Annotated in this window: 20 protein-coding genes; 11 read left to right on the forward strand and 9 right to left on the reverse strand. The window is 70.9% G+C overall.

Annotated elements, in window-relative coordinates; genetic code table 11:
• The first annotated feature begins 128 nt into the window (after positions 1-128).
• Complete coding sequence (locus KZX17_RS00730; RefSeq protein ID WP_248171512.1) at positions 129-1,148, forward strand: LacI family DNA-binding transcriptional regulator; 1,020 nt, start codon at positions 129-131, stop codon at positions 1,146-1,148.
• Between the two features lie 63 nt (positions 1,149-1,211).
• Complete coding sequence (locus KZX17_RS00735; RefSeq protein WP_248171511.1) at positions 1,212-3,011, forward strand: glycoside hydrolase family 2 protein; 1,800 nt, start codon at positions 1,212-1,214, stop codon at positions 3,009-3,011.
• A 163-nt stretch (positions 3,012-3,174) separates the two neighbouring features.
• Here the strand turns inward: KZX17_RS00735 and KZX17_RS00740 are convergent, their stop codons facing one another.
• Positions 3,175-4,965: a DEAD/DEAH box helicase gene (locus KZX17_RS00740; RefSeq protein WP_248171509.1), complete on the reverse strand. Its 1,791-nt coding sequence runs from the start codon at positions 4,963-4,965 to the stop codon at positions 3,175-3,177.
• An 86-nt stretch (positions 4,966-5,051) separates the two neighbouring features.
• Here KZX17_RS00740 and map point away from each other — a divergent pair, with 86 nt between their 5' ends.
• Entirely contained in the window at positions 5,052-5,825 is a 774-nt protein-coding gene (map, locus tag KZX17_RS00745; RefSeq protein ID WP_248171507.1) for a type I methionyl aminopeptidase, read from the forward strand.
• Between the two features lie 6 nt (positions 5,826-5,831).
• Here map and KZX17_RS00750 read toward each other — a convergent pair whose 3' ends face one another.
• Positions 5,832-6,857 carry a LacI family DNA-binding transcriptional regulator gene (locus KZX17_RS00750; protein WP_248171505.1) on the reverse strand — a complete coding sequence of 342 codons (1,026 nt, stop codon included), beginning with the start codon at positions 6,855-6,857 and terminating at the stop codon, positions 5,832-5,834.
• A gap of 163 nt (positions 6,858-7,020) precedes the next feature.
• Between KZX17_RS00750 and KZX17_RS00755 the strand changes: the two genes are divergently transcribed.
• The 7 genes from KZX17_RS00755 to KZX17_RS00785 all read left to right on the forward strand — a co-directional run bounded on the left by KZX17_RS00755 (position 7,021) and on the right by KZX17_RS00785 (position 15,185).
• Positions 7,021-8,322: a sugar ABC transporter substrate-binding protein gene (locus KZX17_RS00755; protein ID WP_248171503.1), complete on the forward strand. Its 1,302-nt coding sequence runs from the start codon at positions 7,021-7,023 to the stop codon at positions 8,320-8,322.
• Between the two features lie 67 nt (positions 8,323-8,389).
• Positions 8,390-9,295, forward strand: a complete 906-nt coding sequence (locus KZX17_RS00760; RefSeq protein ID WP_248171501.1) for a carbohydrate ABC transporter permease — start codon at positions 8,390-8,392, stop codon at positions 9,293-9,295.
• Between the two features lie 5 nt (positions 9,296-9,300).
• The gene (locus KZX17_RS00765) at positions 9,301-10,194 is read left to right on the forward strand and encodes a carbohydrate ABC transporter permease (protein WP_248171499.1); all 894 of its coding nucleotides are present in this window, start codon (positions 9,301-9,303) and stop codon (positions 10,192-10,194) included.
• A 5-nt stretch (positions 10,195-10,199) separates the two neighbouring features.
• On the forward strand, positions 10,200-12,158 hold the full coding sequence (locus tag KZX17_RS00770; RefSeq protein ID WP_248171497.1) for a glycoside hydrolase family 127 protein: 1,959 nt from the start codon (positions 10,200-10,202) through the stop codon (positions 12,156-12,158).
• Between the two features lie 49 nt (positions 12,159-12,207).
• Positions 12,208-13,407, forward strand: coding sequence for a pyridoxal phosphate-dependent aminotransferase (locus tag KZX17_RS00775; RefSeq protein WP_248171495.1), 1,200 nt, complete (start codon positions 12,208-12,210; stop codon positions 13,405-13,407).
• A gap of 95 nt (positions 13,408-13,502) precedes the next feature.
• Complete coding sequence (locus KZX17_RS00780; RefSeq protein WP_248171493.1) at positions 13,503-13,877, forward strand: YciI family protein; 375 nt, start codon at positions 13,503-13,505, stop codon at positions 13,875-13,877.
• A gap of 75 nt (positions 13,878-13,952) precedes the next feature.
• The gene (locus tag KZX17_RS00785; protein ID WP_248177339.1) at positions 13,953-15,185 is read left to right on the forward strand and encodes an RNA polymerase sigma factor; all 1,233 of its coding nucleotides are present in this window, start codon (positions 13,953-13,955) and stop codon (positions 15,183-15,185) included.
• Between the two features lie 9 nt (positions 15,186-15,194).
• Here KZX17_RS00785 and KZX17_RS00790 read toward each other — a convergent pair whose 3' ends face one another.
• From KZX17_RS00790 to KZX17_RS00805, 4 genes are all read right to left on the reverse strand, one after another.
• Entirely contained in the window at positions 15,195-16,331 is a 1,137-nt protein-coding gene (locus KZX17_RS00790; protein ID WP_248171491.1) for a UDP-N-acetylmuramate dehydrogenase, read from the reverse strand.
• Positions 16,332-16,336: 5 nt separating this feature from the next.
• Positions 16,337-16,741, reverse strand: a complete 405-nt coding sequence (locus KZX17_RS00795; protein ID WP_248171489.1) for a MaoC/PaaZ C-terminal domain-containing protein — start codon at positions 16,739-16,741, stop codon at positions 16,337-16,339.
• Positions 16,738-17,184: a MaoC family dehydratase N-terminal domain-containing protein gene (locus KZX17_RS00800; protein ID WP_248171488.1), complete on the reverse strand. Its 447-nt coding sequence runs from the start codon at positions 17,182-17,184 to the stop codon at positions 16,738-16,740. Before KZX17_RS00800 ends, KZX17_RS00795 begins: the two co-directional genes overlap by 4 nt.
• Positions 17,185-17,248: 64 nt before the next feature.
• Entirely contained in the window at positions 17,249-18,046 is a 798-nt protein-coding gene (locus KZX17_RS00805) for a sulfite exporter TauE/SafE family protein (protein ID WP_248171486.1), read from the reverse strand.
• An 81-nt stretch (positions 18,047-18,127) separates the two neighbouring features.
• On the opposite strand from KZX17_RS00805, the gene KZX17_RS00810 reads away from it, so the two are divergent.
• Positions 18,128-19,162 carry a beta-propeller fold lactonase family protein gene (locus KZX17_RS00810; RefSeq protein ID WP_248171484.1) on the forward strand — a complete coding sequence of 345 codons (1,035 nt, stop codon included), beginning with the start codon at positions 18,128-18,130 and terminating at the stop codon, positions 19,160-19,162.
• 13 nt (positions 19,163-19,175) lie between these two features.
• Here the strand turns inward: KZX17_RS00810 and KZX17_RS00815 are convergent, their stop codons facing one another.
• The 3 genes from KZX17_RS00815 to KZX17_RS00825 form a co-directional block, all read right to left on the reverse strand.
• Positions 19,176-19,733, reverse strand: coding sequence for an NYN domain-containing protein (locus KZX17_RS00815; RefSeq protein ID WP_248171482.1), 558 nt, complete (start codon positions 19,731-19,733; stop codon positions 19,176-19,178).
• Positions 19,734-19,812: 79 nt separating this feature from the next.
• A complete protein-coding gene (locus KZX17_RS00820) occupies positions 19,813-21,534 on the reverse strand; it encodes an AarF/ABC1/UbiB kinase family protein (RefSeq protein ID WP_248171480.1) in 1,722 nt (573 codons plus the stop codon).
• Between the two features lie 5 nt (positions 21,535-21,539).
• Complete coding sequence (locus tag KZX17_RS00825; protein ID WP_248171478.1) at positions 21,540-22,148, reverse strand: PadR family transcriptional regulator; 609 nt, start codon at positions 22,146-22,148, stop codon at positions 21,540-21,542.
• Positions 22,149-22,322: the final 174 nt, after the last annotated feature.

The following is a 22,322-nucleotide window of genomic DNA, read 5'->3' on the forward strand; positions in this document are numbered from 1 at the left end:
AGTCGCCTGAGCGCGCTGTGGTGGGTGCGGTCGAATGTACAGCGCTGAAAATTGACTGTCAACGGGGTCGGCGACGCCCCGCTCGTTCGGCGCTGTACTCTGTCCCGCGAACCCTTGGAGGGAGCCTCATGCGAGGACCGCGCCTGCAGGACGTCGCCGAACGCGCCGGCGTCTCGATGAAGACCGTCTCGAACGTCGTCCGCGACTACCCGCACGTGTCGGCGGCCATGCGCGAGAAGGTGCAGCGGGCGATCGACGAGCTGGGCTACCGACCGAACGTCTCGGCCCGCCGCCTCGCCACCGGCCGGACCGGCCTCATCGCCGTCGCCTTCGCCGACGTCGCCATCCCCTACTTCGCCGAGCTGGCCCACGTCGCATCGCGTCGCGCACCGGACTTCGACTACCGCGTGCTCCTCGAGGAGACGGACGCGACGATCGACGGCGAACGCGCGCTCATCGCGAGCTCCGAGGCGGGCCTCGTCGACGGGATGCTGTTCCAACCCTCCCGGATGAGTGCCGCCGAGATCGCCAGGCATCGCTCGGAGATCCCGATCGTCCTCCTCGGCGAGACCCCGGCGCCGCTCACGATGGACCACGTCATGATCGACAACGTGGCCGCAGCCCGCGAGATCACCGAGCACCTGCTCGCCCTCGGGCGGCGCCGGATCGGGTTCGTCGGACACGAGTCCACGGCGCTCAGCGAGACCTCCCGCCTGCGGCTGCTGGGGTACCAGGAGGCGCTGACCGGAGCGGGGATCACAGCAGATCCGCGGATGCTGGTGGCCACGGCATCCATCGACGCCACCGACACCGCGGCCGCCGTGCGCACCGCCCTGGCGGGCGGCTGGGACGTCGACGCCATCGTCTGCCGCGACGATCTCGCCGCCCTCGGGACGCTGCGGGCCCTGCAGGAGCGCGGCATCCGGGTCCCCGAGGACGTCGCCGTCACCGGGTGGGACGACACGCGACTGAGCGCCGTCACCTTCCCGAGCCTCACGAGCGTCAGCCCGGACGTCGACGCCCTCTTCGTCCGCGCCATGGCACTCCTCCTCGAGCGCATCGGCGGGTACGACGGCGTCGGACGGCACGAGATCGCCCCGCACCGCATCGCGGTGCGCGAGAGCGCCCCGTGCGCAGCCCGCAGCTGACCCGCAGCATCCCTCGGTATTGCGGGTTTACAGCGCTGCACAACCTGAGGCATGCTGGACGCCATGATCGACGACGACCACGGTCCGCTGCGCGCGAGCACGCAGGACGGCAGCCACCCCCGCCCGCAGATGATCCGTCCGACCTGGACCGACCTCAGCGGCGTCTGGTCGTTCGCGCACGACGACGACGATCGCGGCATCGCCGCGGGCTGGCCTGCGTCGGGGGTGTCCGAACGGGAGATCGTGGTCCCCTACCCGCCGGAGTCAGCCGCCTCGGGGGTCGGCGACACGGGCTCGCACCGTGTCGTCTGGTACTCGCGGGAGCTGACGCCCGCCGACCTCGCCGCAGCAGGGCACGCGGACGGCCGGCGCCTGCTGCTGCACTTCGGCGCCGTCGACTACCGCTGCGACGTCTGGATCGGCGGGATGCGCGTCGGAGCGCACGAGGGCGGTCACACGCCCTTCACGCTCGATGTCACCGAGTCCGCCACGCCCGGCGCGCAGATCGTCGTGCGCGTCGAAGACGACCCGCACGACATCGCCCAGCCCCGCGGCAAACAGGACTGGCGCGAGGACCCGCACGTCATCTGGTACCACCGCACCTCGGGCATCTGGCAGCCGGTGTGGGTCGAGAGCGTGCCGCCCGTGCACGTCACCGCGCTGCGGTGGACCACCGACCCCCGGGCGGGCGTCGTCCGCGCCGACATCGAACTGTCGGCGACGCCCGTGGGAGCCGTCGACATCGAGGTGGAGATCTCCTTCGAGGGGGGCCGTCTGGCAGCCGTCCGCACGGTTGCCGCGGCCGACGAGGTGTCGGTCGTCCTCCCCGTCGCAGCGCTCGGCAACGGGCAGGCGTACGAGGAACTCCTCTGGTCGCCCGAGCATCCGCGCCTGATCGACGCCGACGTGCGGATCGGCGACGACACCGTCGCGTCGTACCTCGGCATCCGCACCGCCGACGTCGGCCGCGGCCGCTTCTGGCTGAACGATCGGCCGTACTTCGTCCGCTCGGTGCTCAGCCAGGGGTACTGGCCGGACACGCACCTGGCCGCCCCGTCGGCGTCGGCGCTGCGCGACGAGGTCGAGCTGATCAAGTCGCTCGGGTTCAACGCCGCGCGTGTCCACCAGAAATTCGAGGATCCGCGGTTCCTGTTCGCGGCCGACTCGCTCGGGCTGCTGGTGTGGGGCGAAGCGCCCGCGACGTTCACCTTCACGACGAAGTCGGTCGAGCGGACCACGCGGGAGTGGCTCGAGGTCGTCCGCCGCGACGTCTCGCACCCCTCGATCGTGACCTGGGTACCGCTCAACGAGAGCTGGGGCGTGCAGCACATCGCCTCGGATGAGCGGATGCAGCACTTCGCGCGCTCGCTCGTGGCGCTGACGAAGGCGCTCGACCCGACCCGGCCGGTCGTCTCGAACGACGGCTGGGAGCAGGTCGACACCGACATCGTCGCGATCCACGACTACGAGTGGCGTCCCGAGGTGGTGCGGCAGCGCTACGCGACGGATGCCGACGTCCGGCGTCTCGTCGACGGCGTCGGCCCCGCCGGGCGCAGGCTGATCCTCAGCGGCGACGTCGACGGCGCGCCGGTGATGCTCACCGAGTTCGGCGGCATCTCGTTCGACACCGCGTCGGCCGACGGCGCATGGGGGTACTCCGCGGCCGCATCCGCCGAGGACTTCGACGAGCGGCTCACCGGACTGATGGAGGCCGTGCGCGCCAGCGAGGCCCTGGCGGGCTTCTGCTACACGCAGCTCACCGACACCCTGCAGGAGACGAACGGCCTGCTCACCGCCGACCGGGCGCCGAAGATCCCGGTCGAGCGCATCCGCGCGGCGATGCTCGGCGACGAGCGCCGCTGAGCGGCATCCGCCCGGCACCGGGCCCCCGGCATCCGCCCGTCACGGATCGCAATGGATCGTGGCCGACACGCCGCACGCGACCGTCCGCGGGCGGCCTGTCGCGCCGGATCCATTGCGATCGCGTACGCCGCGTGTCAGTCGAGTCGACCGCGAGGATGCCCCGTCAGTCGCGACCGTGCCGCGGCTTGCGCTCCGGGCGGTCGCCGTACGAGCGCGTGGGGCGGTCGTCGTAAGAGCGCTTCGGGCGCTCCCCGCCGGGACGGCCGCGGTCGGGGCGGATCTCGATGAGCTGGCCCGAGATGCGCGTCCCCTTCAACCGCTCGAGGACGGAGGCATCCATCGACGTCGGCAGCTCGACGAGCGAGAAGTCGGGCCGGATCGTGATGGCGCCGAAGTCGTCGCGGCCGAGGCCGCCCTCGTTGGCCAGTGCGCCCACGATCTGGCGCGGCTCGACGCGCTGGCGACGGCCGACCGCGATGCGGTAGGTCGTGAAGTCGCCCTTGCCACGCCGCTCGCGCGGCCCGTCGGCGCGGGCCGGCCGGTCCTTGCGCGCGCCGCGATCCGCGTCGGCGGCGACGGCCTTGGCGAGCTCGTCGCTCGCGGGGTCGAGCAGCAGCGGGGTCTCGCCCTGCGCGACGACGGCGAGGGCGGCGGCGACGTCCTGCTCGGGCACGTCGTGGTTGCGGACGTAGTGCGCGATGACGTCACGGAAGCCGGCGATGCGGTCGGTCTCGCCCAACGCGGCCGTGATCGCGTCGTCGAAGCGCGCAAGGCGCGTCGAGTTGATGTCCTCGGTCGTCGGCAGCTGCATCTGCGTGGGCGCCTGCCGCGTCGCGCGCTCGATGTGCGCGAGCAGGTAGCGCTCGCGCGGTGTGACGAAGCTGATCGCGTCGCCCTTGCGCCCGGCGCGGCCGGTACGGCCGATGCGGTGCACGTACGATTCGGTGTCGGTCGGGATGTCGAAGTTCACGACGTGGCTGATGCGCTCCACGTCGAGGCCGCGGGCGGCGACGTCCGTCGCGACGAGGATGTCGAGCTTGCCGTCCTTCAGCTGCTGGATGCTGCGCTCGCGCTGCGGCTGCGGGATGTCGCCGTTGATCGGCGCCGCGCTGAACCCGCGGGCACGCAGCTTCTCGGCAAGGGTCTCGGTCTCGTTCTTCGTGCGGACGAAGATGATCATCCCGTCGAAGTCCTCGACCTCGAGGATGCGAGTGAGGGCGTCGACCTTCTGCTGGTACGACACGATCAGGTAGCGCTGCGTGATGTTCGTGTTGGTGGAGGTCTTGGTCTTGACCGTGATCTCCTCCGGGTCGCGCAGGTACTGCTGCGCGAGACGGCGGATGGATGCCGGCATGGTCGCCGAGAACAGCGCGACCTGCTTCTCGGCGGGGGTCTGCGCGAGGATCTGCTCGACGTCCTCGGCGAAGCCCATCTTCAGCATCTCGTCGGCCTCGTCGAGGACGAGGTTCTTCAGCGCGGAGAGGTCGAGGGTGCCCTTCTCGAGGTGGTCCATGATGCGACCGGGGGTTCCCACGACGATGTGCACGCCGCGCCGGAGCGCCGACAGCTGCACGCCGTAGCCCTGACCGCCGTAGACGGGGAGGACGTGCACGTTCTTCATGCGGGCCGCGTAGGACTCGAACGCCTCGCAGACCTGGAGCGCGAGCTCGCGGGTCGGGGCGAGGACCAGCGCCTGCGGCGTCTTCTGCGTCAGGTCGAGGTTCTCCATGATCGGCAGCGCGAACGCGGCTGTCTTGCCGGTGCCGGTCTGGGCCATGCCGACGACGTCGCGGCCGCCGAGGAGGACGGGGATGGTCGCGGCCTGGATCGCGGACGGCGTCTCGTAGCCGAGGTCCTTGATGGCGGCGAGGACGGGACCGGTCAGACCGAGCTCATCGAAGCCCGGAAGGGCGGGGGTGTCGGGGGAATCGGTCTGGGTCTCGGGGGCACTCACCTCCCTAGCGTAGAGGAGTCGGCCTGGGAAGCGCCCCCGCGGGCATATGATGGTCCGTTGCGCCCGACGATGAAACGGAATGCTTCGTGATCGAGATCCTGACCCCCGACCAGATCGACCGTGCCCGCACGACGGGCGCCCTGGTCGGCGACATCCTGCACGGGATCAAGGATCGCGTGAAGCCCGGCACGAACCTGCTCGAGATCGACCAGTGGGCGAAGGAGATGATCCTCGGCGCCGGCGCCGAGTCCTGCTACGTCGACTACGCCCCCTCGTTCGGCCGCGGCCCGTTCGGCCACTACATCTGCACGGCCGTCAACGACGCCGTCCTCCACGGGCGGCCGCGCGACCAGCGGGTCGCCGCCGGCGACCTGCTCACCCTCGACCTCGCGGTCAAGACGAGCGGCGTCGCCGCGGATGCCGCGATCAGCTTCACCGTCGGCGGCGGAGCCCACGCCGAGAACGACGCCCTCATCAGCGCGACCGAAGAGGCCCTCGCCGCCGGCATCGAGGCGGCGCAGCCTGGCGCGCGGATCGGCGACATCTCCGCCGCCATCGGCGACGTCCTCACCGGCGCCGGCTACCCCGTGAACACGGAGTTCGGCGGTCACGGCATCGGCACCACGATGCACCAGGACCCGCACGTGTCGAACATCGGTCGCGCGGGCCGCGGCTACCGTCTGCGCCCGGGGCTCATGCTCGCGATCGAGCCGTGGGTCATGGTCGACACCGACGAGCTCATCGTCGATGAGGACGGCTGGACACTGCGCAGCAAGACCGGCTCGCGGACGGCCCACACCGAGCACACGGTGGCCATCACCGAGTCCGGCAACGAGATCCTGACGCGACCCAGCCGCTGAGCAAGGTCACCGCCTCGGGACGGTCGACCCCCGGATGACGAGCCGGACCGGGAGGTGACGGACGCCCTCGCCCATCTCTGAGCCGTCGATCGCCTCGAACACGCGCTGCGCCGCCCGCCGGCCGAGCTGCTGCAGATTGGCGTCGATGCTCGTGAGTTCCGGGCGTGAGTTGGTCGCGAGGAGCTCCCAGTTGTCGTATCCGATGACCGCGAGGTCCTCGGGCACCGACCGGCCGAGATCCCGCGCAGTGTCGAGCACGCCGCGGGCGATCTGGTCGGATGCCGCAAACACCCCGTCGATCTCCGGGTACCGGGTGAGCAGGGTGGCGGATGCCTCGCGCCCCCAGTGCTCCGACCAGTCCCCCGAGACCGGATCGCCGACGAAGTCCAGGCCGGCATCGGCCAGCGCCGCCTTCGCGCCCTCGAGTCGCTCCCGCGCCGCCGCGTACGTGGGGTCGCCGGAGATGTGCGCGATGCGGGTCCGCCCGCACGCGATGAGATGCTCGATGGCCAGGCGACCGCCGGCGCGATTGTCGGGAGTCAGGGAGAGGTCACGGTCGTCGTCCGAGGGCGCATACGCGTAGACGACCGGTACCGGGATGTCCTGACCGAGCGAGGGGCGCGGATCGGTCTGACGGCCCACGACGATGATGCCGTCGACCCTCCGGCTCAGCAGGGCTCGCAGATGATGCTGCTCGCGGATCGCATCACCACGCGCGTCGCAGAGGAAGACGTTGACCTGGCCGGCACCGAAGGCGTCCTCCGCCCCCATCAGGATCGGCAGCATGAAGCGACCGTCCAGGTCGCTGGTGAGCAGGCCCACGGTGCCCGTCCGCCCCGCCAGAAGGCCCCGCGCCATCGCATTCGGCGTGAAGGCGAGGTCCTCGGCGACGTCCAGGACGCGACGACGGGTCGCGGGGGCGACGTCGCTGCGACCGTTCATCGCCTTGGATGCGGTCGCCAGCGAGACGCCCGCCGCCCGCGCGACGTCGCTGAGCGTCGTCGTCCGAGCGCCGGTGTCGCCAGTGGTCATGCGAACCCTTTTCGAAATCATTTCGGTGGACTGCATTGACCCTACCCCTTCGTCCCGCTATCGTCCCGAAATGGGTTTCGATATTTTCGGAACCGGAGGCAGCACCCGGTGCCTGCGGCGCCCGCTGCAGCATCCACTCGACGAAGAGTTAGAGGACATCGCGATGAACACCTTCTCCCGCCGCTCCCGACGGCGGACACTCACAGCACTCCTCGCGGCCGGCGCCCTCGCCGGTTCGCTCGTGGCCTGCGCCGGCGGCGGCAGCCCCGGCACCACCGCACCGGAGGACATCCCGGCCGAGGGCGTCGACGACGGGTCGACCCTGACGCTCTGGACGCGAGCACCCCTCGAGAAGCAGGCGAAGCTCCTCGTCGAGGCGTACAACGACACGCACGAGAACCAGGTCGAGCTCACCGTCGTGCCGAACGACGACTACGTCGCGAAGGTCGGAGCCGCCGCCGGGTCGGGCGGCCTGCCCGATCTCTTCGCCGCCGACATCGTCTACGTCCCCAACTGGGTCGAGCAGGGCCTGTTCCAGGACATCTCCGCGCAGATCGACGGCCTCGACTTCAAGGACCAGATCAACAAGGGCCACCTCAACGCCGGGACCGTCGACGGCAAGGAGCACGTCCTGCCTTTCGTGCTAGACCTCTCGATGCTGTTCTGGAACAAGGAGCTCTTCGAAGAGGCGGGCCTCGACCCCGAGAAGGCGCCGGCCGATCTCGAGGAGTTCGCGGCGGCGGCCAAGGCGATCCAGGCGCTCGACAAGCCCGACGTCTACGGGACCGCCACCGGCCTCAACTGCGGCGGATGCCTCGTCTTCACCTGGTTCCCGACGGTGTGGGCCGATGGCGAGGACGTCCTGAGCGATGACGGGACCGAGTCCCTCCTCGCGAGCGACACCGCCAAAGAGGTGTACGCCACCTGGAAGGACCTGTGGGATTCGGGGGCCGTCCTGCCGAGCTCGCAGGACGAGGCGGGGCCGACGTGGACCGCCGGCTTCACCGAGGGCAAGGTCGGCCTCATGTACTACCCCGCCACCCTCCTGTCCTCGACGCCCTTTGACGCCGGCGTGGCCGGTATCGCCGGGCCCGACGGCGGCGCATCGACGTTCGTCGGCGGCGACGGGATCGGCATCTCGAAGGACTCGAAGCAATCCCCGCAGGCCTGGAACTTCCTGAACTGGCTCATGTCCGAGGACGCGCAGGTGGGCGTGCTCGCCAAGAACAAGGACGTGGTGTCGCGCGCCGACTTCTCGTCCAACGAATTCTCCGACGCCGACCCGCGTCTCGTGACGATCAACGAGGTGGCCGGCCAGGGCGACACCCCCGTCGCCCTGAACTTCCAGCAGGCGTTCAACGCCCCCGGGAGCCCGTGGCTGACGCTCGTGCGCAACGCCGTCCTCGGTGACGACGATTCCGTCGACGCCGACAACGACGAGATCACCGCCGTCCTCCAGCAGTGATCCAGCGGTCGGTGCCGCGCCGGTCCGTCGGCGCGGCACCGACCTCCCCCGCCCCCGAAAGGTCGACATGGTCGTCACCGCTCCTGCCGTCGCACGCCGACGGCGATCCCGTCCGCTCGGCGGCCCGGCGCAGGGCTGGGGGTTCGCCGCCCCCACCGCGCTGTTCGTCGTCTTCCTCTTCGTGATCCCGCTGCTGCTGGTGCTGCAGATGTCCGGCTCGGACTGGCCGCTGCTCGGCGGCAACCAGGGACTGAACCTTCCCGAGAACTATCTCGACGCCGTCGACCACCGACTGTTCTGGGACTCGATCCGATTCACGGTGCTCTACACCGCGGTGACGACGGTCCTCCTGATCGGTCTCGGTCTGGGTCTCGCGCTCCTCGTGCAGGAATCGACGCGATGGAAGGGGTTCCTCCGGACGGCGTTCCTCGTTCCGAGCGCCCTCGGCCTCGCATCCGCATCACTGCTCTTCTACGTGCTCTACTCGCCGATCGCGGGGCCGTTCGCCGACCTGATGGATGCCTGGGGCATCACCTTCCTCGGCACGCCGGAGGGCGCGCTGTGGTCGACGGTGTTCCTCATCGTCTGGCGCTACGCCGGCTTCTACATGCTCCTCATGCTCGTCGGGCTGCAGGGCATCCCCGACGAGGTGTACGAAGCCGCGCGGATCGACGGCGCGTCCCGGTGGCAGACCTTCCGCGACATCACCGTGCCGCTGCTGCGCCCGACCTTCGCACTGACGACGGTCATGTGCGTCACCGGATCGCTCCTCGCCTTCGAGCAGTTCTACATCCTCACCAAGGGCGGCCCCGACAACAGCACGGTCACCGTGGTGCAGCTCATCTACAGCGTCGCGTTCCAGGGCCAGAACGACCTCGGCATCGCGGGGGCGCTGTCGGTCATCGTGCTCCTCGCCCTGATCGTGATCAACATCTTCCAGCTGCGCGCCTTCCGGCGCCCCGACGAGAGCTGACCTCGATGACCGTCACCGCCACCCGCACCCTCATCGCACCCGGTTCGACACCGACCTCGCCCCGGCGCCGTCGCTCTCGCGCACAGCGCGTCGTGCTGGGCATCCCCTCCGCCGTCTTCACGACGGCACTCGCGATCATCTTCCTGTACCCGCTGATCTGGACCGCCGTCTCATCGTTGGGGCCCCGGGCGGGCACCAGCCAGACCGACGGCTGGGGGTTCGGCAACTACCTCGCCCTCGCCGACTATCAGGCGGGCGTGTGGGTCTACCTCGGCAACTCGCTCTTCGTGTCCCTCCTGACGGTGGCCCTCACCCTGCTCCTGTCGCTGACCGGCGGCTACGCGTTCGCACGGTTCTCGTTCCCCGGCAAGAACGTCCTGTTCCTGCTCGTGCTGGCGATCCTGATGGTGCCGTACGCGACACTCCTCATCCCGCTGTACGTGCTGCTGAACGCCGTGGGGCTCCAGAACTCGCTGGTCGGCGTGGCGCTCGTCATCACGATGTTCCAGCTCCCGTTCTCGATGTTCATGATGCGGGTGTCCTTCGAGTCGGTCCCCCGCGAGTTCGACGAGGCGGCGATGGTCGACGGCTGCTCGACCTTCAGTGCGCTGTGGCGCGTCCTCCTGCCCGCGGTGAAGCCCGGCCTGATCACCGTGGGGTTGTTCGCTTTCCTCACCGCGTGGAATGACTTCTTCGCCCCGCTGATCCTCATCAACGATTCCGCGCGGATGACGCTGCCGCTCGCGGTCGCGAACCTGCGCGGGCAGGTACAGGGGGTGGTGGACTACGGCGCGACCGAGGCGGGCGTCGTCGTCCTCGCGCTGCCGTGCATCCTCCTGTTCCTGATCCTGCAACGCCACTACGTCCGCGGCTTCATGTCCGGCGCTTTCAAGGGATGACCAAGATGCCTTCGACCACCGGGACCACTCCGGCCGCTTCCCCCACCGGGGCGACCTCGACCACCGCACCAGTGCTCTCCGGGCCGGTCGCGCCCGCTGTCCCCTCGAACGGCCGGCTGCGCCCCCTGGGGCTCACGGAGGTGCGCCTCACCGACGGGTTCTGGAACGAGCTCCAGGCGCGCAACGCGTCGGCGACGATCCCGCACATCCGGGCGCGCCTGGAATCGGAGGGGTGGCTGCCCAACTTCGACCTCGCCGCCGCCGGCGCACTGCCCGGCGGGCGGCGCGGACGGGAGTTCTCCGATTCCGAGGTGTTCAAGTACCTCGAAGCCCTCGCGTGGGAGCTGGGACGCAGGCCCGACGATCGTGCGGAGGAGGAGTTCCGCCGCACGGTCGCGCGGATCGCCGCCGCGCAGGAGTCGGACGGGTACCTGAACACGATGTTCGGACGCACAGGGCAAGACCCGCGCTGGTCCGCCCTCGAATGGGGCCACGAGCTGTACTGCCTCGGGCACCTCTTCCAGGCGGCGGTCGCGCGATCCCGCACCCGCCCCGACGCGGACGACGGACTCGTCGACGTGGCGCGACGCGCCGCCGACCTCGTCTGCCGGACCTTCGGCGACGGCGGCATCGAACGCGTCTGCGGTCACGCCGAGGTCGAGACGGGCCTCGCAGAACTCGGTCGCGCGCTCGCTGAGCCGCGCTACATCGCGCAGGCGTCGCTGTTCATCGACCGGCGCGGGCGCGGGACGCTCGCCGACATCGAGTGGGGCAGGTCCTACTTCCAGGACGACGTCCCCGTCCTCGAGGCGGATGCGCTCCGAGGTCACGCCGTCCGGGCGAACTACCTCGCCGCGGGCGCCGTCGACGTCGCCGTGGAGCAGGGAGACGATGACCTGCTGGATGCCGTCCGCCGCCAGACGGCGCACGCCGTCGCCCGGCGCACCTACCTCACGGGCGGCCAGGGGTCCCATCACCAGGACGAGGCGTTCGGCGAGGACTGGGAGCTCCCGCCGGACCGCGCGTATTCGGAGACGTGCGCCGGGGTCTCCTCGGTCATGCTCTCCTGGCGCCTGCTCCTCGCCGACGGCGCCACGGCGCACGCCGATCTCATCGAGCGGACGCTCTTCAACGTCGTCGCGACCGCCGTGGGGGACGACGGCAGGTCGTTCTTCTACGCGAACACGCTGCACCAGCGCACGCCCGGACAGGCGGTCGATCCGTCAGGGACGTCCCCTCGGGCGTCGTCGTCCCTGCGTGCACCGTGGTTCGACGTGTCGTGCTGCCCTCCGAACGTCGCGCGCACACTCGCCGCGCTCGGGTCCTACGTCGCGACCGCCGACGACGAGGGCGTGCAGCTGCACCAGTACGCCGCAGCCGAGATCCGCACCCGTGCACCGTTCGGCGAGCCCATCGGCCTGCGGGTGGAGACGGTCTACCCCGAGCAGGGGACGATCCTCGTGCACGTCACCGAGACGCCGGCGGCGCCGTGGACCCTCTCGCTGCGGGTTCCGTCGTGGGCCGGCGGCGCGACCCTGGTCGACGGCGGTTCCCGCCGCGCCGTCGACCCTGGACGGGTCGACGTCCGCCGGGCCTTCCGGGTCGGCGACGTCATCGAGCTGCACCTGCCGATGGCGCCGCGGGTGACCCACCCGCATCCGCTCATCGACGCCGTCCGCGGCTGTGTCGCCGTCGAACGCGGTCCCGTCGTCTACGCGCTGGAGTCCGTCGACCTCGGCGCATCGGTCGACACCGCGGTCGTCGCCGCAGACGTGTGCCCGGAGGAACGCGACGGCGGGATCTGGGTGGCCGTCGGCGTGCGGGATGCGGGTTCGGCGCCGTGGCCGTACGGCGACCCGGACGCCTCGGGGGTCGCACCGGCATCCGTCCGCCTCGTGCCGTACCGCGACTGGGGCAACCGAGGGCCGTCGACCATGCGGGTCTGGCTGCCGACCACCTCGTGAGCACCGTTCGGCCGGTGACCGCCGACCACCCCGACGGTACGCTCGGAGGGTGACCGAACGCGCACCCCTCTCCCGCAAACTGACCGCCATCGCCGAGTCCGCGACCCTGAAGGTCGACGCCAAGGCCAAGGCCCTCCAGGCCGCCGGCCGACCGGTCATCTCGTACGCGGCGGGAGAGCCTGACTTCGCGACCCCGCAGTTCATCGTGGATGCCGCGGCCGAGGCGCTTCGCGACCCCGCCAACTTCCGTTACACCCCCGCCGCGGGCCTGCCCGTGCTCCGCGAGGCGATCGCCGCCAAGACCCTCCGCGATTCGGGTCTGGAGGTCTCGCCTTCGCAGATCATCGTCACCAACGGCGGCAAGCAGGCCGTGTACCAGGCCTTCCAGGCGGTCGTGAACCCGGGCGACGAGGTGCTGCTGCCCGCGCCGTACTGGACGACCTACCCCGAGGCGATCGCCCTCGCCGACGGCGTGCCCGTCGAGGTCTTCGCGGGGGCCGACCAGGAGTACAAGGTCACCGTCGAGCAGCTCGAGGCTGCCCGCACCGACAAGACGACGGCGCTCGTTTTCGTCTCGCCATCGAACCCGACCGGTGCCGTCTACACCCCTGAGGAGACGAAGGCGATCGGCGAGTGGGCGCTGGAGCACGGCATCTGGGTCATCAGCGACGAGATCTACCAGAACCTCGTCTACGAGGGCGCCCGTGCGGTGTCGATCGTCGAGGCCGTCCCCGACCTCGCCGGTCAGACGATCCTCGTCAACGGCGTCGCGAAGACCTACGCGATGACCGGGTGGCGCGTGGGCTGGATGGTGGGCCCCGCCGACGCGATCAAGGCGGCTGCCAACCTGCAGTCGCACCTGAGCTCGAACGTGAACAACGTCGCGCAGCGCGCCGCACTCGCCGCCCTGACCGGACCGCAGGACGAGGCCGAGAAGATGCGGCAGTCCTTCGACCAGCGCCGCGGCGCCATCGTCGCCGAGCTGTCGAAGATCCCCGGTGTCACCGTGCCGAACCCGCTCGGCGCCTTCTACGTCTACCCCGACGTGACGGGCCTGCTCGGCCGGGAGTGGCACGGCGCGCGCGTGGAGACGTCGCTTGAGCTCGCCGACCTGATCCTCGAGAAGGCCGAGGTGGCAGTGGTCCCGGGTGAGGCGTTCGGGCCGTCGGGGTACCTGCGACTGTCCTACGCGCTCGGCGACGACCAGCTCCTCGAGGGCGTGCAGCGCCTCCAGCGCCTGTTCGCCTGACGCTTCGGCGCCGGATTCCGGCGAGGTGTCGAATCCGGGTGTCCTCGTGCGTCGATCATGCATACCGTGTCGATCACAACGAGAGGAAGATCCCGATGCGCTACATCATGTTCGTCGCCGTCGACCCCGAAGCCGAGCCCTATGACCGCGAGCAGGACACCATCGGCTCGTGGGTGGAGGAGATGACCGCTCGAGGCGTGGCGGTCGACGGCGAGCGGTTGCGCCCCGCGACCGATGCGACGACGGTCCGCGTCCGCGCCGGAGAGCTCCTCGTGACGGACGGCCCCTTCACCGAGTCGAAGGAGTGGATCGCCGGGTTCGACATCCTCGAGTGTCGCGATCTCGACGAGGCCATCGAGGTCGCGGCGAAGCATCCGATGGCCCGCTTCGGCCGACTCGAGCTCCGCCCGTTCTGGCCGCTGGAACTCGATGACGCCGGGCGTCCGGCCGAGCGGGACGCCCAGGAGTGAGTCATCACCGGTGAGGGGCGCGGTGAGGATGTCGCCGACATCCTCACCCGCGCCCACCGCGACGAATGGTCGCGCATCGTCGCGACGCTGATCCGTGCGACTGGCGACTGGACCGTCGCCGAAGACGCCGCGCAGGAGGCGTTCGCGCGCGCCGCAGCCAGCTGGCCCGCGGACGGGGTTCCCGATGCGCCGGGCGCGTGGCTGCTCACCGTCGCCCGCCGGGCGGCCGTGGATGCCCTGCGCAGACACGCCGCACAGCGTCGACGCGCGGACGCGCAAGGGATCGCCGACACCCTCGCCGGCCGGCACGTCTCGGGCGATCCGGCGGATCAGGCGACCCTCGGGTGGGAGGAGCGCGTGGACGACCGCCTGCGGCTCATCTTCACCTGCGCCCATCCGGCGCTCGCGCTCGAGGCGCGCGTCGCGCTGACCCTCCGGATCGTGGGCGGGCTGCAGACCGACGAGATCGCCCGCGCCTTCCTGGTGTCCACTCCGACGATGGCGCAACGGATCGTGCGGGCGAAGCGTCGCATCGCCGGAGCAGGCGTGCCCTACCGCGTCCCCGACGAGTCGGAGCTCCCGCACCGGCTGCACGGCGTCCTCAGCGTCCTGTACGTGATCTTCTCCGAGGGCTACTCGAGCGCGGGGGGTCAGCCGCTCCGCGACGACCTGGCCGGCGAGGCGATCCGACTCGCGCGGATGCTCGTCGAGCTCGTCCCGGTGGAGCAGCGGGACGACCCACGGGCGCTCCTGGCGCTCATGCTGCTGCAGCATTCCCGTCGGCGCGCGCGGGTCGTGGGCGGTGCCGTCGTCCCGTTCGACGAGCAGGACCGCTCGCTCTGGAACCGGGGCGACATCGACGAGGCGGCCGCGCTGCTGCGGGTGCCGGTCGTGCGGCGCACCTCCTACCGGGTGCAGGCCGAGATCGCCGGAGTCCACGCCCTCTCCGCCAGCCCCGCGCAGACGCCGTGGCGGCAGGTCGTCGAGCTGTACGACGAGCTGGGCGGGTTCGTGGACTCCCCCGTGGTCGCGCTGAATCGGGCGATCGCCGTCTCGTTCGCGGACTCGCCGGAGCGAGGGCTCATCGCGCTCGACGACACCGTGGCATCGGGGCATCTCGCCGGCGGGCACCTGGTGCCCGCCACCCGCGCCGACATGCTGCGACGTGCCGGCCGGCTCTCCGAGGCCGCCGATCTGTACGCCCTCGCCGCATCCCGTGCCCCCAGCGATCCGGAGCGGCGGTTCCTCGAACGTCGCCGTCTCGACGCGCTCCACCGCGCGGGGCGCTTCGACCCGCGGCGCGAGTGACCCGAGCGCTCAGAGCTCGACGTCGAAGAGCACCGGCTCGGGCTGCAGGAGGACGCCGAACTCGGACTGCACCCGCTGCTGGATCAGCCGGGCGAGCGCCGCGACCTCCTCGGCCGTCGCGTTCCCCCGATTGGTGAGGGCGAGCGCGTGCTTCGTCGACAGCGACGCCCGCGAGCGCGGCAGGTGGAAGCCCTTCCGCATCCCGGCCTGCTCGATGAGCCAGGCCGCGCTGATCTTGACGGGCGGCACCCCGCCCGGCTGCGGCGGGATGAACCCGTCGAACCGGTCGAGCGGGATGACCCGGTCCTCCCGCTCCGTGACGACCACCGGCCATCGCGGCGCCTCGGCGGGCAGTGTGGCGGCGAACCCGGCCGAGACGACGGGGTTCTGGAAGAACGAGCCGGCGCTCCACGTGTCGTGGTCGGCGTCGTCGAGGACCATGCCCTTGCGTCCGCGGATCTCGAGGACCGTGTCGCGGATCCACGCGAGCGAGACCGCGGCATCCGCCTCGAGTCCGAGCGCTGAGCGCAGCTGCTGACCGCGGACTCGCACGTCGCCGTGCCCGACCTGTGCGAGCTCGAGCGTGACGGAGAGGATCACGGCCGAGCGTTCGGGCACCGACCCGTAGTGCTTCTTGAGGACGGATGTCCGAAGGCCCAGCCCCAGTTCGGATGCCGGGACGGTCGAGACCTCGCCGGTCGCCTCGTCGATGAGGTCGACCTCGACGAGCGTCTCGACGATCTCCTGCCCGTAGGCGCCCACGTTCTGAATGGGTGCGGCCCCCGTCGTCCCCGGAATCCCCGACATCGCCTCGATGCCGCTGAGCCCAGCCGCCACGGTCTGGGCGACGAGGTCGTCCCAGGAGTGCCCGGCCTGCACCTTGAGCCGCACGCGACCCGGGTTCGGCGACGGCAGGCGTTCGATCCCCGACGTGCGCACCAGGATCGCGGTGCCGTCGAACTCGCCGTCCGCAAAGAGCAGGTTCGATCCGCCGCCGACGACGATCCAGCGATCGCCCGAAGCCCAGACGTCGCGGAGCGCCGCGACGAGCTCGTCCGTCGTCGTCGCCTCGACCATCCGCTCCGGGGTGCCGCCGACGCGGAGGGTGGTGAGGTCCGCGAGCGGACGCGGTGCGATCTCGGCCATGCGGATCAGGATGCCGCGCGCACGCGCACCTGCGCCTTGCCGAGGACCGTCGTGCCCTCGTGCGAGACGGTCAGATCGATGCGGAGGGCGTCGTCGTCCACGGCGCCGACCTTGGCGACGACCTGCACGTCGGCACCCGCGTCGGTGTCGACGACGACGGGGCGGGTGAAGCGGACGCCGTACTCCAGGATGCGGCCGGAGTCGCCGAGCCACTCGACGATCGTCTCGACCGCGACACCCATGGTCAGCATGCCGTGCGCCAGGACGCCGGGAAGCCCGACGCGCTCGGCGACGGCGTCGTTGTAGTGGATGGGGTTGAAGTCGCCCGACGCCCCCGCGTAGCGGACCAGCGCGGCTCGCGACAGGTGGACGGTCCGCTCGGCGACGACGGTGCCGATCTCGAGGGTCATTCGTCTCCTCCCACCAGCAGGACGCTCGTCGCGGTCACGACGTGGTCGCCCGCGGCATCCGTGATCTCGGCCTCACTCGTGACCATCGCACCCTTGCCGAAGGCGCGGATGCCGGTGACGGTCAGCTGGGCCGACAGCTCGTCGCCCGCGACGATGGGCCGCGTGTACCGGAAGCGCTGCTCGGCGTGCACGACCCGCTCGAGGACGATGCCCGAGTCCGGCTCGGCGAGGAGCTGCTGCAGCGTGATGTCCTGGACGACCATCGCGAAGGTCGGCGGCGCGACCACGTCGGCGTAGCCGAGAGCCTCCGCCGCGGCCGGGTCGTCGTGCTGCGGGTCGGTCGCGAAGACGGCGCGGGCGAACTCGCGCACCTTCTCGCGGCCGACGAGGTACGGGGTGGTCGGCGGGAACGCGCGGCCTTGCAACTCGGGATTCACGGGCACCGCTCGATCCTACCGGGCGCCCTTCCGACCCAGGCCGGGCGCCTCCCGCCCGAGGCCGAACGCCTCAGGCGCGTCGACGCGACCGCCAGGCCTTCACGGCCATCTGCACCGCGATGAAGGCGAGGTACGCCGCGAACAGGATGTTGGCGGTCAGCGGGTCGATGAGGGTGGCGATCCACGCGCCGAGCGCCGTGGTGGTGCACGCCGACACGCCGATGACGGCAGCGGCCACGAGGTCGACGTTCCGGCGACGCAGATTGCCGACCGTCCCCGAGATCGCCGTCGGGATCATCATGAGCAGCGAGGTGCCCTTGGCCTCGAGGTCGCTCGTGCCGAAGAGGAACATGAGCGCGGGCACCACGATCACTCCCCCGCCGACGCCGAGCAGGCCCGCCATGACACCGGTGAACACACCCAGGACGGCGAAGCCGATGCCGGTCAGCCAGGTGAGCGGCACCTCCGCATCCCGCGACGGCACGACGATGAAGAGCATGACGATGACGACGACGAGGAAGGCGACGAACCCCCACCGGATGGCGTTCTGCGACAGTCGGGCCAGCAGCCAGGTGCCGATCTGGGCGCCCCCCACGGCGAAGGCAGCCAGGATGATCGCGGGGATCCACGCGACCGATCCGGTCGCCGCGTACGAGACGACGCCGACGGCGGCCGTCGGGACGATCGCGGCGAGCGACGTTCCGGCCGCGAGGCGCTGGTCGAAGGCGAGCAGCCCCACGAGCAGGGGCACGATGACGGTGCCCCCGCCGACGCCGAACATGCCCGACATGAGGCCGGCGAGCAATCCGATCAGCAGCGCGCCGAGGTAGTACCGGGGCGTCCGCACGGAGGTCGCGGGGGCGGTCACGGGCGACGGTCCGGGGAACAGCTCACCGTCCGACCCTACTCCCGCCCTCATCGGCACCGGCCGCAGGAATACGATCGATGCATGTCGTCTTCGCTCGTCCTCGTGGCCAATGCCGGTGATTCCTCGATCAGCACGTTCCGCCTCACGGACGGCGCACTCGAGCGGCTCGCGGTGACGACCGGGATCACCGGCTGCTCGAACTTCGCCGTCGACGTCGACCGCGGTCTCGTCTACGCGTCGGTCAAGAGGGACGACGAGCATCCGGATGCCGGCATCCTCACCCTTTCGCTGGATCGCGAGACCGGCGAACTCACCCCGCGCTCGCGCCGAGCGCTGCCCGGCGGCGCGATGAACTACCTCGCGCTCACCCGCGACGGGGCAGCACTGCTCGGCGCCGCGTACGCAGGCGGATACGGGATCGTGTGTGCGGTCGGCGACGACGGCGCGGTGTCGGACCCGGTGTCGGAGGTCCGCTTCCCCCGACTGCACAGCGTGCTGGCGAGCGCGGACGGCCGGTTCGCCTACTTCGTCTCGCTCGAAGCCGACGTGATCGCGCAGTACCGGGTCGAGGACGACCTGACGCTCGCCCCGCTCGATCCCGAGGTCGTCGCAGCTCCCGAGGGCAGCGGCCCGCGCCACCTCGCGTTCGCCGACGACGAGAGCGCGGTCTACGTGCTGACGGAGTTCACCGGCGAGGTGCTGCAGTATGCACGCGACCCGCAGACCGGTGGCCTCGAGCTGCGATCGAGCACGCCCGCGCACGACCCGTCCGAGAAGCTGCGCCACAGCGTGATCGACGAGGACCCGCGAGAGAACCACTACGTCTGGGGCGCGGACATCCACCTGAGCGAGGGGGTCGTCTGGGCGTCGGAGCGGACGGCCAGCACGCTCGCCGCGCTCGCCGTCCGCGAGGACGGCTCGCTCACTCCCCCGGCCGGATTCGTCCCGACCGAGACGCAGCCGCGCGGCTTCGCCATCAGCCCCGACCGCACCGCGCTCGTCGCCGCCGGCGAGCGGTCAACGACGGTGACGGCGTACCGCATCGCCGGTGCCGAGCTCGAACGGACGGACCGCGCCGAGACGGGCCGCGGCGCGAACTGGGTCCGCTTCGCCTGAGGCCCCCGGCGCCTCAGCGCAGGAACTGCTCCGGGTCGAACTCGTCGATCGGGATGATCCGCACGCGCGGCAGCTGCGCGTCGAATGCGCCCGCGTCGTATTCGAGATCGAAGAAGCGGACGCCGGGGATCTGCGCGAACCCCGCATTGCGGAACTCCTCGAAGCCCAGCACCCCGATCCGGCGCGACCCGTCGGCGAGGACGCCGAGGTCGTCGACGAAGTCGCCGTCGTGGCTGACGAGCACGACATCGTCGCCGTGCTGCTGCAGGGCGCGGAGCGTCCGCTGGATGGCGAGGTCGACGACCTTCTCGTCGGCGTCACCCGACAGCGGCACGGGCTGGTAGCCGAGGGCCAGGAGCGCCTGCACGAACGACATCGGCAGGTTGGTCGACGCGTTCAGGAAGAACAGGCCGCGGGCATCCTGGTTCCACTGGTCGGCGACGAAGGACAGGATGCGGTCCCACCGCGGACGCTCGTCGGGCTGGGGCCGACGCCCGAGGATCGAGCCGCCGAGCGTGGCGTCGATGTTCTCGCCGTCGACGAGCACCCAGGTCCTGCGATTGCCGGCCATGCCGCCTCCTCCGCGCACACGGCCATCGATGGCCCGGCGCACCCGACTCATCCTAGGCGGGGGGAGCGCCGCACCCGGGTCAGCGTCGGCGGCCGAAGACGCCTGCGAGGAGGGCGTGCAGCAGCGGCAGCACCGAGCCGGTCATGAGCACGCCGCCGAGCACCGGATCCTCGGGACGCAGGACGGCGCCGCCGACCAGCAGGGCGGTGAACAGCATCCCCGACAAGCTCCTCCGACCGATCTGTTCGAGGCGGGCGACCCGGCGCTCGAGCGCCGGATCGGGGAAGGAGACGCGGCGATCCTCGACACGGGTGATGAACTCGTCGGCACGCCCCGGCAACCGGGATGCGGTCGCGAGGACGCCCGCGGCGCGGCGCACGGCATCCACCACCGCCCCTCGACCCTCCTCGCGCACCAGCCGCGAGGCGTAGGGCTCCACCGAGTCCCACAGGTTGAAGTCGGGGTCGAGCGCGCTGCAGACTCCCGAGGTCAACGACATCGCGCGGACGATGAGAAGGAAGTTCTCGGGCAGCTGGAACGGCAGCGAGCGCACGACGTCCTGGAACTCGATGGCGAACGCCCGGAACTCCCGAGGGTCGACCTCGCGCAGCTGCGCGAACCCCATGCCGCCGAATCGGGCGAAGAGTTGCGTCATCGCCCGTTCGAGCTCCGTCGTGTCGGCGCTCGGGAGCAGCACCCCCACATCGCGGATGCTCTGCACCAGCGCCGCGCCGTCGCGCGCGGCGACCGCGATCATGAGACGTCGGAGCCCCGCGCGCAGCGACGGCGGCACCTCGCCCATCATCCCGAAGTCGATGAACGTGAGCGTCCACGGCGGGCCGTCGGCGCCGTCAGCGTCCGGCCTCGGCGTGACGAAGATGTTGCCGGGGTGCGGGTCGGCGTGGAAGAAGCCGTGGGTGAAGACCTGGTCGAACATGACCGACGCGAACACTGCCGCCACCTCCGCAGGCTCGATGCCGGCGGCGAGGAGGGCGTCGTGGTCGGTGATCTTGATCGCCGTGACGTCCTCGAGGGTGAGCGTGCGGCGCGACGTGCGCTCCCACACGACCTTCGGGACCGCGACCCGGGGGTCGTCGGCGAAATCCGCGGCGAAACGCTCGCCGTTCGCAGCCTCATGGAGGTAGTCGATCTCCTCGAGGCTCGTGACGGCGAACTCCTCGACGAGCGACGGAGCGTCGACCCGGTCGGCCACGATCCGCACGTGGCTCAGCCACCCGCCCACGCGCCGAAGCGCCGCCAGGTCGGTGTCGACGATCGACTGGATGCCGGGACGCTGCACCTTCACGACGACCTGGTCGAGTCCGGCGATGGCGGCGTCCTCGTCCGAGAGCACGCCGCGATGGGCCTGACCGAGCGATGCCGCAGCCACCGGAACGGGCTCGAAGTCGGCGTAGACGCGCTCGAGTGGTGCTCCGAGCTCCGCCTCGGCCACGGAGCGGATGCCGGGCAGTGGCACCGCGGGCACCTCGTCCTGCAGCCCCTCGAGCTCCTTGGTGATCTCGGGCGGCAGCACGTCGAGCCGGGACGACATGAACTGTCCGACTTTGATCATGAGTCCGCCCAGGTCGATGGCGAGCGCATGGAAGCGACGCGCGATGCGACGCATCCGCGCCGAGCGCCCGCGCGCGCCGAGGCGCGCGAGGCCGATCCGCGGCAGGAAGAGCTCGAACCACCACGTGACGACGAGCGCGCGTGCGGCGAACCGCAGGATGCGGCGGTACCGCGCGCGCGTCGCACGCTCGTCGGGTACGCCGAACGGGTCCCGGCGCCGTGCTGCCACCCGGGTCAGCCCTGAGCGAGCAGGGCGTACAGCTTGCGACGCGCCTCGTCGAGGACGTCGACCGCCTGCTGCACCTGCTGCGGCGTGCCCGTACGACCGACCTGCGCGGCCGCCTGTGCGAGCTCGACACCGGCCTTGGGCAGCGCCGTCGCCCGTCCGCTCTCCTTGGGCGTGCTCTCCCACGGCGCGGATGTGCCGGTGCTCGATTCGGCCGCGAGGCGTCCGGCATCGGTCAGCGAGTAGGTCTTCCGACCGCCCGCTTCCTCTGCGACGATCAGGCCCTCGTCGGCGAGGAGCTGGAGCGTGGGGTAGACCGAGCCGGCGCTCGGCTTCCACGACCCGCCGCTGCGTGCGTCGATCTCCTGGATGATCTGGTAGCCGTGCATCGGCCGCTCCGCGAGCAGGGTGAGCACCGCCGTGCGCACATCGCCGCGACTCATCCGCGAGCCGCCGCTCGGTCGCTGCTCGAACGAGGACAGGACCTGCTCGACCTTCTCCCAGACGCCCGCACCGAGCGACCCGAGATCGTTCAGATTGAAGCCCTGCGAGCCGCCGAAGCCCCGCCCGCCGAAGCCCTGCGACCCGAAGCCTGAAGTACCGAATGAGCTGTTCATGATGTCTCCTTCGAAGTGGTGACCGATACCTGACGATATATCGCTCACAGTGGCCCGGGGCCGGTGCCAGAGGATTCCCAGGCGCTCGATCAGGACTTTTCTTGATCGAGCGGGCGGCCCGGATGTCCAGGTAACGTTCGGGTAACGCTCAGAAACCTAGGCCAGACTCCAACA

The sequence above is a fragment of the Microbacterium sp. EYE_78 genome (genome assembly GCF_023149035.1).
GTDB lineage: Bacteria > Actinomycetota > Actinomycetes > Actinomycetales > Microbacteriaceae > Microbacterium.